Genomic DNA, 13,104 nt, shown 5'->3' on the forward strand with positions numbered 1-13,104 from the left:
GGCGGGTAGGTTGGCTGCCTGCCCGCGCACGCTCAGGTCTGGGTTTTGTCGGTTTTGTTGATCTTGGTCGGTGAGTAGGTGTAGACCTCGGACGAGATCACACCCGGGGCCACGGTGGCAGCGGCTTTGGCCGGGTCTATCTGGTTTTTGACCTGCTCTTGCACCTGCACCGCACTGGCACTGGCCTGCCACAGTGATTTGATCTGGTCCAGCAGCACCTTGGACAGCGGTTCGGGAGGCGGCTCCTGCGTTTTTTCTGGCACAGGGCGCTTGATGGTCCAGTCCTTGGGCACCGCGTCATCCAGTTTTTGCCGCGCCGGGTCGGACACGCTGCTGTAGACGCCCTCGCCCGAATTGGGCTTGTCACCGGTGTTGATTTTGTTGATCACACTGGGCTGCACCTCGGTAGGGGCTTCCACCTTCTGCGGCGGGTTCACCGGCACCACGGGCACCACCCGCCCGGTTGCCAATGCAGCGGCTTCAGCGGCAACAGGCCGCACGCTCTGGATTCGGTCAATGGGTGCTTGGCTCATGATGTGTCAGCCTACAAATGGGTTGGAGGGTCTTTCTCTGCTCGTAGTCCTGTTAACGGCAGAAATGAGGGGTAATTTAGGTCTATTTCTCACGCATCTAACGTTATTCGCGGTTTTTCCTCGCAAAAGAACATAAATCCTGTGGTCTGGCGCACGTGCCCCCGTAGAAACCCGGGGGTAAGATGGCCGCACTTTCACGCTTTGCCCTCGCAACATGACCTCCCCTTTGCCCCCTGCCCTGGATGCTGCCGTCCATACGCTCCCCCACACCACCAGCAAAGTGGTGCTGTACACCGCAGGTTCGGGTGCGCCCCTGCTGCTGATCCACAGCATCAACGCGGTGGCCTCGGCCGCCGAGGTGCGTCCCTTGTTTGAGCACTACCAAGGTAGCCGTTGTGTTTATGCGCTGGATTTGCCGGGTTATGGCCTGTCTGAGCGCAAGGACCAGGCTTACACGGTGCGAGTGATGACCGACGCCATCGTTGCCGCGGCCCAGTGGATACAGGCCCGCCATGGGGGTGTCGCCCTGGATGCTGTGGCGGTGTCACTCTCGTCCGAGTTCCTGGCGCGTGCGGCGGTTGAACACCCGTCGCTGTTCAGAAGTTTGACCCTGGTGAGCCCGACCGGTTTTCAAGGTGGGCAAGAATTGCGCGAGGCGCCGGGACAAACCCGTTACAAACCGGGTCTGGACAAGTTTTTGCGCGGCCCAGGCTGGGGCGGCTTTTTGTTCAAACAGTTAACACGCCCGGCGGTCATCCGTTATTTTCTGGAGCGCACCTGGGGTGGCAAAGAGATTGATGAGGCACTGTGGGCCTACAACTGCATCAGCGCGCGCCAGCCCAACGCAGAATGTGCACCGCTGGCTTTTCTGAGCGGCATCCTGTTCAGCACCGACATCCACAGCGTGTATGGGCAACTCACCCTGTCGGTCCTGGTGGTGCACGGCACGCGCGGGGATTTCACCAACTACAAAAATCTCAGCATCGTCAGCAGCCAACCCAACTGGCAGGTGCAGGTGCTGCAAACCGGGGCCATGCCTTATTTTGAGGTGCCGCAAGCCTATGTGGCCTTCCAGGATGCTTTCTGGCAGGCCATTCCTGGCTGACAGTCGGCCCAATTTACACAGACAGTCTTTGTGCGTCTGCCTCAGCGTGAACTTCTTCAGGCGCCGGGGTCAACCCATAAGGCTTGACCAGCGCCCACACATGCTTGGGCACCATTGACTTGAGGCGGCGGGGTTCTTCGCGGCGCAGGTGGATCACCGTCTCCACCGCCTTCATCTCCAGCCGCGCCCGCGCAAACTCCAGCCCCCGGGGGCCCACTTTGGGCATCAGCCAGCCCACCACCGGGCGCATCCACTGCGGCATGCGGCGCAACGGCAGGCCACCCGCCGCGCGCTCGGTGTTGGCCAGGAAGCCTTTGACCGGCCCCTGGCGTTTGCCCGCGCTGCCGGGCGCAGTCAGTTTGACCTCGTCACCCAGCAGTTTGAGCAATTCTTCACCACGCTCGTTGCGCACCAGCAGCCACTGCTGGCCCTCACCGCCCATGTAGCCCACGGTGATGTCCGCCAGCGCATTGGTGTAGTCCACACAGGTGCGGCAGGTCAGCGGGAAAAAGTCGCGCGGCAAATCGGACAGCGGCAGCATCAGAAACGGCACCTTGCGCTGGCGGCCATCGGCATAACGCAACTCCACGTGGTAGTCGGCCAGAAACTCCAAGTAAACGATGTCTTCGGGCTTGTCGTTCGTCTGGGCCGCCACCAGCGCCAGAAATTCATGAAACCGCTCGGTGGTCGTGTTGTCCGAACACGGGGTGCCAATCACATACAAGCGCTCCAGCCCGAGCTGCGCCTCCAGCGCACGTAAGGCGTAGACCTGGCACGGGATGCCAATCACCGCCAAGCGCTTGTAGCCTTGCTGCAAAGCGGGCTCCAGCAGCGCCAGCAAGGGCGCGTAACCCATGCGCATGCCGCGACACTGGACCATGCCTTCGGCCTGGGTCACGAGCACCGGCACCGGGCGCCAGCGGTCATTCGGGTCAGGCGCCATGGTCAGCACCGCGTCCACCGCGCCGGTTTCCAGCAGGCGTTGCGCCAGTCGCGTGGTGATGCCAGTCCACTGTGCACCAGGGCTTGCTGGCTGCAAAGCGGCGCGCCACATGCGCTGGTGCACCCCAAAAAACATCTCGTCGCCTTTGTGCGGATCACGCACCCGGCCGTGGATCTTGGCCTCCAGGCGTGGGTAATCGGGTTGGATGAACTGGCAGGCCTGGCCGCACCGTTTGGGCTCGCTGGAGCGTGAGATGCCGCAGTCGGTGCACAGATCGCGGTGCGGTGCGGGGCCAAGCACCGGGCGCCAGACGGTTGGGGGCGCTGTGGAAGGGTCAGGCATCTGCATCAGTGGGTCACTCCAGGTGCATGATGATAGCTGTGGCCCGGCGTTCTTTTGCCTCAAAATAGCTCAATGCAGCATCTCAACATCACCGCAGACGACGGCGAAACGCTCCATCTGCACTGTAGTGGTGAAGGCCCGCCGGTTTTGTTGCTGCATGGGTGGACTTCCAGCCACATGGCCTTTTCGCCATTGGTTGAGCAGCTATCAAAAACATACCAGGTGTTGCGCCCGGATGCACGCGGCCACGGTGGCCATGCTCTGAGTGCCAACCCGGCGCCGGATGTGAAACGGCTCGCCCGTGACATCATCAACCTGCTCGACCACCAGAAGCTGGACTGTGTGGCGGCGGTCGGGCATTCGATGGGGGCGCTGACACTGTGGCAGTGTTTGCGCGACTTTGGCTCGGCGCGTTTTTCACACCTGGTTTTCATCGACCAGTCCCCCAAGCTGGTGACCGACGCAAGCTGGAGTGGTGGTATTTACGGTGACTTTGACAGCGCCCGCTCACAGCAACTGATTGAAGACCTGGAGCGCGACTTTGTCGAAGCAGTGCTGCGCCTGGTGGCTTTTGGGCTCAACAACAAAGCGCGAGCCAGCTACTTGCGCAACTCCTCGGGCTGGCGCTTGATGCGCGAATCCTTGCAAACGATACACCCGGCCAGCGCCATCGCCATCTGGAAAAGCCTGGTGGCCGCAGACTACCGCGATGTGCTGCCAAAGATCGATGTGCCTACGCTTTTAACTTATGGCACCTGCAGCAACTTCTACACAACAGAAACTGCACGTTTTGTGAGCTCGCAGATACCGCAGGCACGGCTAAGCTTCTACGAAGGTGCAGACCACGGCCCGCATCTGGCGCAGCCCGAGCGGTTTGTGAGCGAGCTGCGAGCGCTGATCGAATCAGGCCAAACTGAGCCTATTTCTCCATGACGTAGCTGCCCGGCGCATCGGCCAGCGCTGGGTATTTGCGGTTGGTGGAGGCATAGGCTGGCACCATGTCGCCGGTGCGCTGGTTCAGCCAGGTGGTCCAGTCGTCCCACCAGCTACCGGGCTTTTTGTCGGCATGCGCCAGCCAGTGCTCGGCATCGTCTTTGGATGTTGGCTCTGCCACCCAATAGGCACGTTTGGGTGGATTCACCGGCGGGTTGACGATGCCCAGGATATGGCCAGAAGTGGAGCGCACAAAACGCACCGGCGCCTGCGGGTGGACAACTTTGCGGATCTGGTAACAAGACGCCCAGGGCGCAATATGGTCCTCCTCGGCCGTCACCGCATACAGCGACTGTTGGATGCGACCTAGGTCAATTGACTCGCCGCCAATGGTCAGAGCATCAGGCTGGACCAATTTGTTGTGCAGGTACATCTGGCGCAGGTAGTAGGAATGCATGGCCTGCGGCATGCGGGTGGCGTCCACGTTCCAGAACAAGACGTCAAACGGCGGCAGCTTTTCGCCCAGCAGGTAACTTTGCACCCAGTAGTTCCAGATCAGGCTGTTGGAGCGCAGTAGCCGAAACGACGCTGCCATCTCCGTGCCATCCAGGTAACCCTTCTTGGCCATCAACTCATCGAGTCCATCCAGGCAGGCCTCGTCAATGAAGATACCAATCTCGCCGGGCTGAGCAAAGTCCGTCAGGCTCGTGAACAACGTCCAGTGCGCCACCGGCATCTTGTCCGCGCCAAAACGTTTGTTGGCCCAGGCCATGTAGGTGGCTACCAGCGTGCCGCCAATACAGTAACCCACCAGATGCACCTGGGGCACTTTGCAGAACTCGGTGGTCACCCGCACCAGTTCGCTGACACCTTCTTGCAGATAGTCATCAAAACGCACGTCGTGCATCTCGGGGGTCGGGTTTTTCCAACTCGAAATAAAGACTGAGAAGCCCTGATCGGTCAGGTATTTCACCAAGCTCTTTTTCTCGGTCAAGTCAAGGATGTAGAACTTGTTGATCCACGGTGTGACGATCAGGATGGGCATGCTGCGCACCTGGTCGGTGGTGGGCGCGTAGTGGATCAGCTCCACCAACCGGTTGCGGAAAATCACCTTGCCCGGGGTGGTGCCCAGATCTTTGCCAACCACAAAAGCATCGGACTCAACCATCTGGATATTTTTGGCTTCCACATCGCGAGCGAAGTTCTTCAGCCCCTGGCGGACACTCTCCCCGTCCGTTTTGGCGTATTGCGCCACAGCCTGCGGGTTGAGCCAGAAGTAGTTGGTGGGCGACAGCATGTTGAGGGTGTTGCGCTGCCAGAAAGCCGCACGGTGGCGCTCATGCTCGGACAGGCCGGGCGCTTCGAGCGACAGCTTTTGCATCCGGCTGCTCAGCGTCAGGTACCACTCTTTCAGAATGTCCAATGGGGCGGACTCGGTCCAAATCGGGTCGGCAAAGCGGGCGTCAGCCGGGTTCGGGACATACACCTCATCGGCGGGCAGGCCCATCGAGCGGCGTATTGCGTGCCCGGACAAGGCCACGATGTCGGCAGCAAACTCGTCTGCCGCCCGCCAGAAGGCCTGCGGATGCTGCAGCCACGCCAGCTGGGCGTCCAGCTGCGAGGTCATCATGCTGTAGGGGTCTATCGACCTCCTGAAGGTCTGGATGGCCGCACCCAGAGGTGTCAGAGGGCTTGGTGTGGACTCAGAACGACCCGGCGTTGAAGAATCAGACATGGTGAGCAACCTCGCTTCCTTTTCACGTTTTGACAAACCGTGCACTTGGACGATGTGGCAGGCCAGACAGTGCCTGCTGGTCAAGAACAGCAATCTACACCTCTTTTTTCAGCTGTCAACGCACCGATAATTGACTGTTTTTTACAACTCTGGACATTCACATGAACAAACGTGCTTTTTGGATGATGGCCGGTCTGATGGCGGCATTGGTGGTGACCGGCTGTGGCAAAAAGGAAGAGCCCGTGGCCGCAGCACCTGCACCCGCACCAGTGGCGGCCAAGGCCATCGTCATTGGCCTGGACGACAACTTTCCGCCCATGGGTTTTCGCGATGACAAAAACGAGCTGATCGGTTTTGACATCGACTTGGCCAAGGAAGCCGGCAAACGCCTCGGGGTGGAAGTGAGCTTCAAACCCATCGACTGGAGCGCCAAGGAAGCCGAACTCAACGGCAACCGCATCGACGTGTTGTGGAACGGTCTGACGATCACCGAAGAGCGCAAAGCCAACATCTTGTTCACCAAGCCGTACCTGGAAAACCGCCAGATCGTGGTGGTGACCGACAAATCATCAATCACCAACAAGGCGCAGCTCAAAGGCAAGGTTGTTGGTGTTCAAGACGGCAGCAGCGCTGTAGAAGCCGTGCAAAAGGACGAAGCCACCGCCAAATCGCTCAAGGAACTCAAGAAATTCGGCGACAACGTGACGGCACTGATGGACCTGTCCGCAGGACGTCTGGACGCCCTGGTGGTGGATGAAATTGTGGGGCGCTACTACGCTGGCAAGAAGCCGGGTGAGTACCGCGTGCTGGAAGACAACTTTGGCACCGAAGACTACGGCGTGGGCACGCGCAAGGGCGACACAGAACTGGCCGCCAAGCTTGACAAGGCACTGGACGACATGAAGGCCGACGGCACCGCCGCCAAGATTTCGACCCAGTGGTTTGGCAAAGACATTATCAAGAAATAAGCTGCTGCGGGCTCTGGCCCAACATCCGGTCGTAAGACAGGCTGCTGCGTTGACGCGCTGCCACTGCTACGACCGGATTTTTTTCGGGCACTGACACTCATCCATGGACTACATCACCACCATCTTGCCGCCCCTGTTGCAGGGCAGCGCTGTCACGCTCCAGGTGTTCCTGATCACCCTGGTACTGGCTGTGCCGCTGGGTCTGGGCCTGGCGCTGCTGCGGATTTCCCGTTTTGGCATCCTCAGTGGCCTGGTCAACGGCTACATCTGGCTGATGCGCGGCACACCGCTGATGCTGCAGATGTTGTTCATCTACTTCGCCCTGCCCTTCATCCCGATCATTGGTGTGCGGCTGCCAGATTTTCCGTCTGCGATTTTGGCCTTTGTGCTGAACTACGCGGCTTACTTTGCCGAGATCTTCCGCGCTGGTATCCAGTCGATTGATCGGGGTCAGTACGAGGGCGCCAAGGTGCTGGGTTTGAGCTACCCGCAAACCATGCGGCGCATTGTGCTGCCACAGGTGCTCAAACGCATCCTGCCGCCGATGAGCAACGAGACCATCACCCTGGTCAAAGACACCTCGCTGATTTACGTGCTGGCCATGAACGACCTGCTGCGCGCCGCGCGTGGCATTGTGCAGCGTGATTTCACCACCTCGCCGTTTGTGGTGGCTGCTGCTTTTTACCTGATCATGACCCTGGTGCTGACCTACGGTTTCCAGCGCCTGGAAAAGAAATACGCTGTTTATGATGAATAGTCCGATGATCCGTGCCACCGACGTGCACAAGCGTTTCGGCGCGGTCGAGGTGCTCAAGGGCGTCTCGCTGGACGTCGACAAGGGCGAGGTGATCGCCGTCATCGGCCCCTCTGGTTCGGGCAAAAGCACCTTCCTGCGCTGCCTGATTCACCTGGAAACCATCCACCGCGGCAACATCGAGATCGAGGGTGAGCCGCTGGTGACCACCAACGCCCAGGGGCTCTGCCACTACGTGCCGCCGACTGACATCAACCGCGTCTGCCGCAAGATGGGCATGGTGTTCCAGCACTTCAACCTGTTCCCGCACCTGACGGTGTTGCAGAACCTGATCGAGGCACCACTCACGGTCAAGGGTGCCCGCCTGGAGGAGATCGTGCCCAAGGCCGAGGCCTTGCTGCGCAAGGTCGGCTTGTTTGACAAACGCGACAGCTACCCGTCGCGCCTGTCGGGTGGGCAAAAGCAGCGTGTGGCCATTGCCCGCGCGCTGGCGATGGAGCCCGACATCATGCTGTTTGACGAACCGACCTCGGCGCTCGACCCCGAGCTGACCGGCGAGGTGCTGAGCACCATGCGCGAGCTGGCCGAGGAACACATGACCATGATTGTGGTCACCCACGAGATGGCCTTTGCCCGAGAGGTGGCCGGGCGCGTGGTTTTTATGGACGGTGGTGTGGTGGTCGAAGCGCGCCCAGCGCGAGAACTGTTTGCCGCCCCCGAACACCCCCGTACCCGGGCGTTTCTGGAAAAGATGCTGTGATGGCACAGGGCGGTCGCGGTGTAGAACCATGCGCCACGACAATTTTCTAGTGCCAAAACAGGCTGCAGCCCTTATAGATCAAGGACCAACAGCTATCTTTAGTACAGCAACCACACAAGATACGGCTGCCTAAGGTCGACTCAGCCAAGCGGGCAAAGCCGTAGACAACAGCGGCAAGCAGGAGATGACCAGCGTGCCCAGAAAAATCGCCAGTACCGCAGGCAAAACCGAGCGCGCCACGTAGCGCAGGGGTTTGCCAAACATCGCCGAGGCAAAGTACAGGTTCATGCCTGCTGGTGGTGCCAGGAAACCCATCTCCATGTTCGCCAAAAAGATGATGCCAAAGTGCACCGGGTCAATGCCATAACTCAACGCCACCGGCAGCAGCAAAGGCACCAGAAACACGATGGCGGCGTAGATCTCCATCAGGGACCCAGCAGCCAGCAAAAACACATTGAGCGCCAGCAAGAACAGGTACTTGTTGGGCAGCCAAGCCTGCACCCAGTCAACCACCTCGTTGGGCAGGCCACTGTCCACCAGATAGTTTGTCAGACCAAGGGCCATGCCCAGGATCAGCATCACCCCGCCGATGATTTGGGCGCAGTCGCTCAAAGCCTGTCCCAGCAGGCGCCAGCTCAGCTCCCGATGGGCCAAAGTCTGGGTGGCCACCGCGTAGGCGGCGGTCAGCGCGGCGCTCTCCATCGGTGTGGCCAAACCACTCACCAGTGAACCCATGGCGATCACGGGCGCCAGAATCTCCCATTTGGCGGCCCACACCGCGGGCAGAACATGCCGGGCGCTAGGTTTGTGTGGGGTACTTGCCCTGGTGTCGGCCACCAGAGCTGGGACCGGCAACAAGCCGCCGCGGCGCAGGTAGCCCCCCAACAACACCAGGCAAGCCACCATGACCAAGGCCGGTACCAGTCCGGCCAGAAACATGGTGTTGATGGGGACCCGGGCAATCACGGCGTACAAAATCAAGGGCACAGATGGCGCCAGCAGCACCCCGAGCGCGCTGGCGCTGGTGACCAGGCTGATGCCACGCTGCTCGGGCAGCCCGGCGTTGCGCAGCAGTGGTAACAACAAACCTCCCAGCGCCAGAATCGTGACGCCACTGCCACCAGTGAAAGCTGTAAAACATGAGCACAACAACGCCGCAGCCACCACCGTGCCGGTGACACCTCCCCCAAACAGCGCCATGAACACCGCCCCCAGACGCGCCGCCGCACCGGTGCGCGCAAACACCAGCCCCGCCAATGTGAACAGTGGCAAAGCAGGCAAAGAGGCGTTCACCGTGATCTGGTAATGCGACAGCGCCACCGAGGCCAGCGGTTGCCCCTCGTGCCAGAACAGGGCCAGCGCCAGCCCACCCAGCACGGCAAAAATCGGCGCACCACCCAGCAAGGCTGCCAGCAGCCACACCACGGCCGGCCAGAGTGGTGGTTCAAGACCTTCGTAGCTGCTGCCCAGCCAAAAACCCAGGCCCGGCAACAACAAGGCAAACACGCCCTTGAGCCAATGCACCTCAGCACAACGGGCACCTAATTTGGCCCCCAGCAAGGCAAAACCAACAGGCATCAGCATCTGCACCCACCAGGTCGGCAGCCCATACGCCAGGTTATGGGCCACCTCGATCTCAGTGGCCACCAAGCGCCAGCTGGCCAGCGTCAGCACACCACACACCAGCGCCGCACTGCCCTGGGCTAAAACTTTGATGCCGATCTGAAGGCGCTCACCACCCAGCTTGGAAAACGCATTACCCAAGCTGCTCAGGTGGCCGTGGCGCTCTGCAGCCACCGCGCCCAACATGGCCAGCACCAGGCCCAGGTGTTGCACCAGCACCGGTGCGTTGTCCACGCCACGCCCCATCATCGGGCGCAGAGCCATTTCCAGCAGCGGAATCAGCACCATCAGCATCAGGGCCAATGAAGCCAACAGCTCGTCACATCGTTGCAGGCGCGGCCAGCGAGCCCAGTTTGGCGCTGTCACAACTAGCGCCCTTGACTGGCCCGATAGGCTTTGAGGTGAAAGAACACCTCATCAAAGGTGTCAGCCGGGACCATGCGCCCACGAATGCGCGGGTAAAGTTTGTCGGCCAGGGCGGACCACTCTTTCATCTGCTCAGGCTTCGGTTTGTTGACCACCAGACCCCGTTGTTTCATCGCGGTCACGGCGTCTTCCACTTCCTGGCGAGCCTGGGTGCGCATGATCTGCCCGGCCTTGTCACCCGCACTGCGTAGCGTTTGCTGGGCCTCCGGGCTCATGTCGTCCCAGGCTTTTTGGGTGAGCACCAAAGCACCCACAATCGGCGCCCAGTTGATCTCCAACATGTTGGGCGCGGTGTTATAGATCTGACTGGCCAAAGCAAAGTACGGGGTGGAGGGCACCACCGAGATCATGCCGGTCTGGATCGCCGGGAGAATGTCGCTGGTTTCCAGCGGCACCGGGGTGTAACCCAGGCTTTTCATGATCTCTTGCTGCTCTGACTCGGCACCCCAGGCAAAGAACTTCATTTTGAGGAAGTCAGCAGGGCTGAACGCGGGCTCTTTGGAGAAGAAGCGTACCCAGCCCGAATCACCCCAGGCCAGCACCACAAAACCTTTGTCCAGAAATTTCTTTTCCATAGCGGCGCGCATCTTCTCGCGCACGTAGTCCACTTCCTCCCAGTTTTTGAACAGCAAGGGCAGGTTTTGTAGGGCTGCAATGGAGGGTTCAATCTCACGCAGCCCCACCACCGACATCAACGCAGCTTGCAGTTGGCCAATACGCATGCGTCGCGCCAGTTCAGCTTCACCACCTTGGCTGCCGTCCGTGTAGATCAGGTATTTGGCATCACTCCCCTGGGCTGTGCGCCAGGCCTCACCGATGGCTTGCAACTGGCGGTGGTAGAGCGAATTTTTGGGTGCCAAAGTGCCAATGCGCAGCTGCTTGGTGGCAGCGTGTGCGGGCAAACTGCTCAAGGCGGCCAAAACGGCAAAGGCCGTACCGAGAAGCTGGCGCCTCATTGTTGAAAAATACATCATGCAAACACTTAAAAAAGATCGTCTGTGTTGTCCAGTAACCAAATCGCTCGTTCACGCATCACACTGTTTGACAAGTCGGGGTTGGTGGCGCTGGTGACCAAGGCCTGCTTCAGCAAAGACTCAAACGCTGGCCGATCGCCCGCAGGCAAGGCAATCGCCTCGGCCTTGGCAACATACGCCGCCGCGCTGACGCGACCATCCAGTCCAATCGCCTCATCAAAATAGTCCACCGCGCGCTGTCCTGAGCCACCGGGCCGAGCCGCCTCAAACGTGCCCATCAGGCTGGCCAATGCACCCCGGCTTGCTTGCGGCGCTGCCGCATAAGCCAATTGAGCCAAGCGCATGGCCAATGGCAGATCGGCAACCACATGGGGCTGGTCTTTAGACAAGGCAATTTGCCCGCCCCAGGATGCGGCAGCCCAGTACGCCAAGTCCACCTGATCTGGCACCAAACTCGGCCATTGCTGTGGCGTTGGACTGGCCAGGGCTTTGGTAAAACCAGGGATGTGAAGCTCAAGCGTGGTCATGGCATGACGCCGAGCGCGCTGGTACAGCTTAGCCGCACGTTCACGCAGTTTTTGTGCCGCCCGGGCGTCTTTGACATCAAGGCGATCGGCGTCGAACTGCACAAAGGCGTAAGCGTATTGGGTGAATCCAGAGGCGACAGCCACCGCCAAGGGCACATTGCTCGGTATTTCGCGCAGCACGGATTCAGACAACTTGAGGTAGAACGCGCTGGCTTCGCGCGCCAGCACCAGGTCGTCCTCTGGCGCCTGACCCTGGGTGGCCAGTGCGGTGGCGGCTTCTTGGAGAATCAGCTGGCGCGGTGAACAGGCGGCCAGCGCCAACAACAGCGCCAACAAGCCCAGACGAAGCGCTGGTTTCAGAGGCCGCTCTCAATCACGTCTTCGGCGCTTTCACTGTCCATGACAGCAATTTCAGCGTATTGCACCCCATTGAGGCGTTGACGGTAGGCCAGAAACGAATGGCGATCGGCGGTCTCGGTATCACCTTCGTCATCTGCCGCGGCCGCAGCCAAATGGTGCCGCGCCGCAGCGGCAAAATGGTGAGCCGCCGCACGGTGGTGATCACCCACCGACTCAAAATCAACGTCCGTATCCTGCGGCAAAAATGCATCGTCGGCGCCGAATGCGGTGTCGGTGTGTTGGTTCATGCTGTTTTCTCCACGGGTTCGCTGAATCTGGCAGGATGCCGATGGCAGTATGCAGAGACAACATGAAGAATTCGTGACACGGCAAAGACTGCGCACGCGTCGAAATAACGGACGTCGTAGCTGAATCACAGCGACGTTCAGACCAGGCTCCACAGGCTAACAATGGCATACGCCTGCGATGAGCAACACAAAACCAGCGTCGAATGCGCAATCAACGAGGCTGTGCCAACACAAAGCAAAAAGCCCGCATAAAGCGGGCCTTTGATACAAGCTAAGTGCTTGATTTGATTGGTTGCGCGAGAAGGATTTGAACCTCCGACCTTTGGGTTATGAGCCCAACGAGCTACCAGACTGCTCCATCGCGCGGTAGCTTTAAATTATAACCTATTCTGCGGCTTCAATCGGCTCAACAGCTGCAGGACGATCAACCAATTCAACCAAAGCCATAGGCGCGTTGTCACCGACGCGATAACCCATCTTCAAGATGCGGGTGTAGCCGCCCGGACGCGCCTTGAAGCGTGGGCCGAGCTCGTTGAAGAGCTTCACAACGCTGTCACGATCGCGCAAACGATCAAAAGCCAAACGACGGTTGGCAACCGTGGCTTCTTTGGCCAATGTGATCATCGGCTCAACAACACGACGAAGTTCCTTGGCTTTAGGCACAGTGGTCTTGATGACTTCATGCTCGATAAGCGAGTTCATCATGTTGCGCAACATAGCCAAACGATGAGAAGAGGTGCGATTTAGTTTACGAAGTCCGAGTCCGTGACGCATGGTAATTTCCTTAGTTTATTTAACAAGCAGCCGTATCAGGTACTGCCCGAGGCGTTTTAA

At 59.7% G+C, this 13,104-nt stretch carries 13 protein-coding genes and 1 tRNA gene; 5 read left to right on the forward strand and 9 right to left on the reverse strand.

All coding sequences use genetic code 11. The features are described 5' to 3' along the window. Positions 1–32: 32 nt before the first annotated feature. Positions 33–533 (reverse strand): hypothetical protein, encoded by a 501-nt coding sequence (locus FDG13_RS01835; protein ID WP_180125104.1) that lies wholly within the window; start codon positions 531–533, stop codon positions 33–35. A 214-nt stretch (positions 534–747) separates the two neighbouring features. On the opposite strand from FDG13_RS01835, the gene FDG13_RS01840 reads away from it, so the two are divergent. Continuing rightward, positions 748–1,638 (forward strand): alpha/beta fold hydrolase, encoded by an 891-nt coding sequence (locus FDG13_RS01840; RefSeq protein ID WP_180125105.1) that lies wholly within the window; start codon positions 748–750, stop codon positions 1,636–1,638. A 13-nt stretch (positions 1,639–1,651) separates the two neighbouring features. Here the strand turns inward: FDG13_RS01840 and FDG13_RS01845 are convergent, their stop codons facing one another. Further along, positions 1,652–2,929, reverse strand: a complete 1,278-nt coding sequence (locus FDG13_RS01845; protein WP_218942575.1) for a Coenzyme F420 hydrogenase/dehydrogenase, beta subunit C-terminal domain — start codon at positions 2,927–2,929, stop codon at positions 1,652–1,654. A 171-nt stretch (positions 2,930–3,100) separates the two neighbouring features. Here FDG13_RS01845 and FDG13_RS01850 point away from each other — a divergent pair, with 171 nt between their 5' ends. Next, entirely contained in the window at positions 3,101–3,856 is a 756-nt protein-coding gene (locus FDG13_RS01850; RefSeq protein WP_218942576.1) for an alpha/beta fold hydrolase, read from the forward strand. On the opposite strand, the gene FDG13_RS01855 is transcribed toward FDG13_RS01850, so the two are convergent. After that, complete coding sequence (locus FDG13_RS01855; RefSeq protein ID WP_180125107.1) at positions 3,843–5,591, reverse strand: alpha/beta hydrolase; 1,749 nt, start codon at positions 5,589–5,591, stop codon at positions 3,843–3,845. The two genes, FDG13_RS01850 and FDG13_RS01855, sit on opposite strands and share 14 nt — an antisense overlap. Before the next feature lie 197 nt (positions 5,592–5,788). Here FDG13_RS01855 and FDG13_RS01860 point away from each other — a divergent pair, with 197 nt between their 5' ends. From FDG13_RS01860 to FDG13_RS01870, 3 genes are all read left to right on the forward strand, one after another. Next, entirely contained in the window at positions 5,789–6,559 is a 771-nt protein-coding gene (locus FDG13_RS01860; protein ID WP_370528149.1) for an amino acid ABC transporter substrate-binding protein, read from the forward strand. A 103-nt stretch (positions 6,560–6,662) separates the two neighbouring features. Further along, positions 6,663–7,316 (forward strand): amino acid ABC transporter permease, encoded by a 654-nt coding sequence (locus FDG13_RS01865; RefSeq protein ID WP_180125109.1) that lies wholly within the window; start codon positions 6,663–6,665, stop codon positions 7,314–7,316. Next, positions 7,306–8,073 (forward strand): amino acid ABC transporter ATP-binding protein, encoded by a 768-nt coding sequence (locus FDG13_RS01870; protein WP_370528136.1) that lies wholly within the window; start codon positions 7,306–7,308, stop codon positions 8,071–8,073. The genes FDG13_RS01865 and FDG13_RS01870 overlap by 11 nt, the downstream gene beginning before the upstream one ends. Before the next feature lie 129 nt (positions 8,074–8,202). On the opposite strand, the gene FDG13_RS01875 is transcribed toward FDG13_RS01870, so the two are convergent. The 6 genes from FDG13_RS01875 to rplQ all read right to left on the reverse strand — a co-directional run bounded on the left by FDG13_RS01875 (position 8,203) and on the right by rplQ (position 13,044). Beyond that, complete coding sequence (locus FDG13_RS01875) at positions 8,203–10,008, reverse strand: TRAP transporter large permease subunit (protein ID WP_255435026.1); 1,806 nt, start codon at positions 10,006–10,008, stop codon at positions 8,203–8,205. Positions 10,009–10,064: 56 nt separating this feature from the next. Continuing rightward, on the reverse strand, positions 10,065–11,078 hold the full coding sequence (gene dctP, locus FDG13_RS01880; protein ID WP_180125110.1) for a TRAP transporter substrate-binding protein DctP: 1,014 nt from the start codon (positions 11,076–11,078) through the stop codon (positions 10,065–10,067). A gap of 26 nt (positions 11,079–11,104) precedes the next feature. Next, entirely contained in the window at positions 11,105–11,959 is an 855-nt protein-coding gene (locus FDG13_RS01885; protein ID WP_255435027.1) for a TRAP transporter TatT component family protein, read from the reverse strand. 20 nt (positions 11,960–11,979) lie between these two features. Beyond that, on the reverse strand, positions 11,980–12,270 hold the full coding sequence (locus tag FDG13_RS01890) for a hypothetical protein (RefSeq protein ID WP_180125111.1): 291 nt from the start codon (positions 12,268–12,270) through the stop codon (positions 11,980–11,982). A 289-nt stretch (positions 12,271–12,559) separates the two neighbouring features. Beyond that, a tRNA-Met gene (locus FDG13_RS01895) sits at positions 12,560–12,636 on the reverse strand. Between the two features lie 18 nt (positions 12,637–12,654). Further along, positions 12,655–13,044, reverse strand: a complete 390-nt coding sequence (gene rplQ, locus FDG13_RS01900; RefSeq protein WP_180125112.1) for a 50S ribosomal protein L17 — start codon at positions 13,042–13,044, stop codon at positions 12,655–12,657. Positions 13,045–13,104 lie beyond the last annotated feature (60 nt).

The organism is Rhodoferax sp. BLA1, assembly GCF_013416775.1.
GTDB lineage: Bacteria > Pseudomonadota > Gammaproteobacteria > Burkholderiales > Burkholderiaceae_C > Rhodoferax.

Excerpts from the sequence above, each read along its gene's own strand:
- FDG13_RS01835 (WP_180125104.1), bottom strand. The coding sequence starts at position 533 with ATGAGCCAAGCACCCATTGACCGAATCCAGAGCGTGCGGCCTGTTGCC.
- dctP (WP_180125110.1), bottom strand. The coding sequence starts at position 11,078 with ATGAGGCGCCAGCTTCTCGGTACGGCCTTTGCCGTTTTGGCCGCCTTG.
- FDG13_RS01870 (WP_370528136.1), top strand. The coding sequence starts at position 7,306 with ATGATGAATAGTCCGATGATCCGTGCCACCGACGTGCACAAGCGTTTC.
- FDG13_RS01865 (WP_180125109.1), top strand. The coding sequence starts at position 6,663 with ATGGACTACATCACCACCATCTTGCCGCCCCTGTTGCAGGGCAGCGCT.
- FDG13_RS01840 (WP_180125105.1), top strand. The coding sequence starts at position 748 with ATGACCTCCCCTTTGCCCCCTGCCCTGGATGCTGCCGTCCATACGCTC.
- FDG13_RS01890 (WP_180125111.1), bottom strand. The coding sequence starts at position 12,270 with ATGAACCAACACACCGACACCGCATTCGGCGCCGACGATGCATTTTTG.
- FDG13_RS01850 (WP_218942576.1), top strand. The coding sequence starts at position 3,101 with ATGGCCTTTTCGCCATTGGTTGAGCAGCTATCAAAAACATACCAGGTG.
- FDG13_RS01855 (WP_180125107.1), bottom strand. The coding sequence starts at position 5,591 with ATGTCTGATTCTTCAACGCCGGGTCGTTCTGAGTCCACACCAAGCCCT.
- FDG13_RS01860 (WP_370528149.1), top strand. The coding sequence starts at position 5,789 with ATGGCGGCATTGGTGGTGACCGGCTGTGGCAAAAAGGAAGAGCCCGTG.
- FDG13_RS01845 (WP_218942575.1), bottom strand. The coding sequence starts at position 2,929 with ATGCAGATGCCTGACCCTTCCACAGCGCCCCCAACCGTCTGGCGCCCG.
- rplQ (WP_180125112.1), bottom strand. The coding sequence starts at position 13,044 with ATGCGTCACGGACTCGGACTTCGTAAACTAAATCGCACCTCTTCTCAT.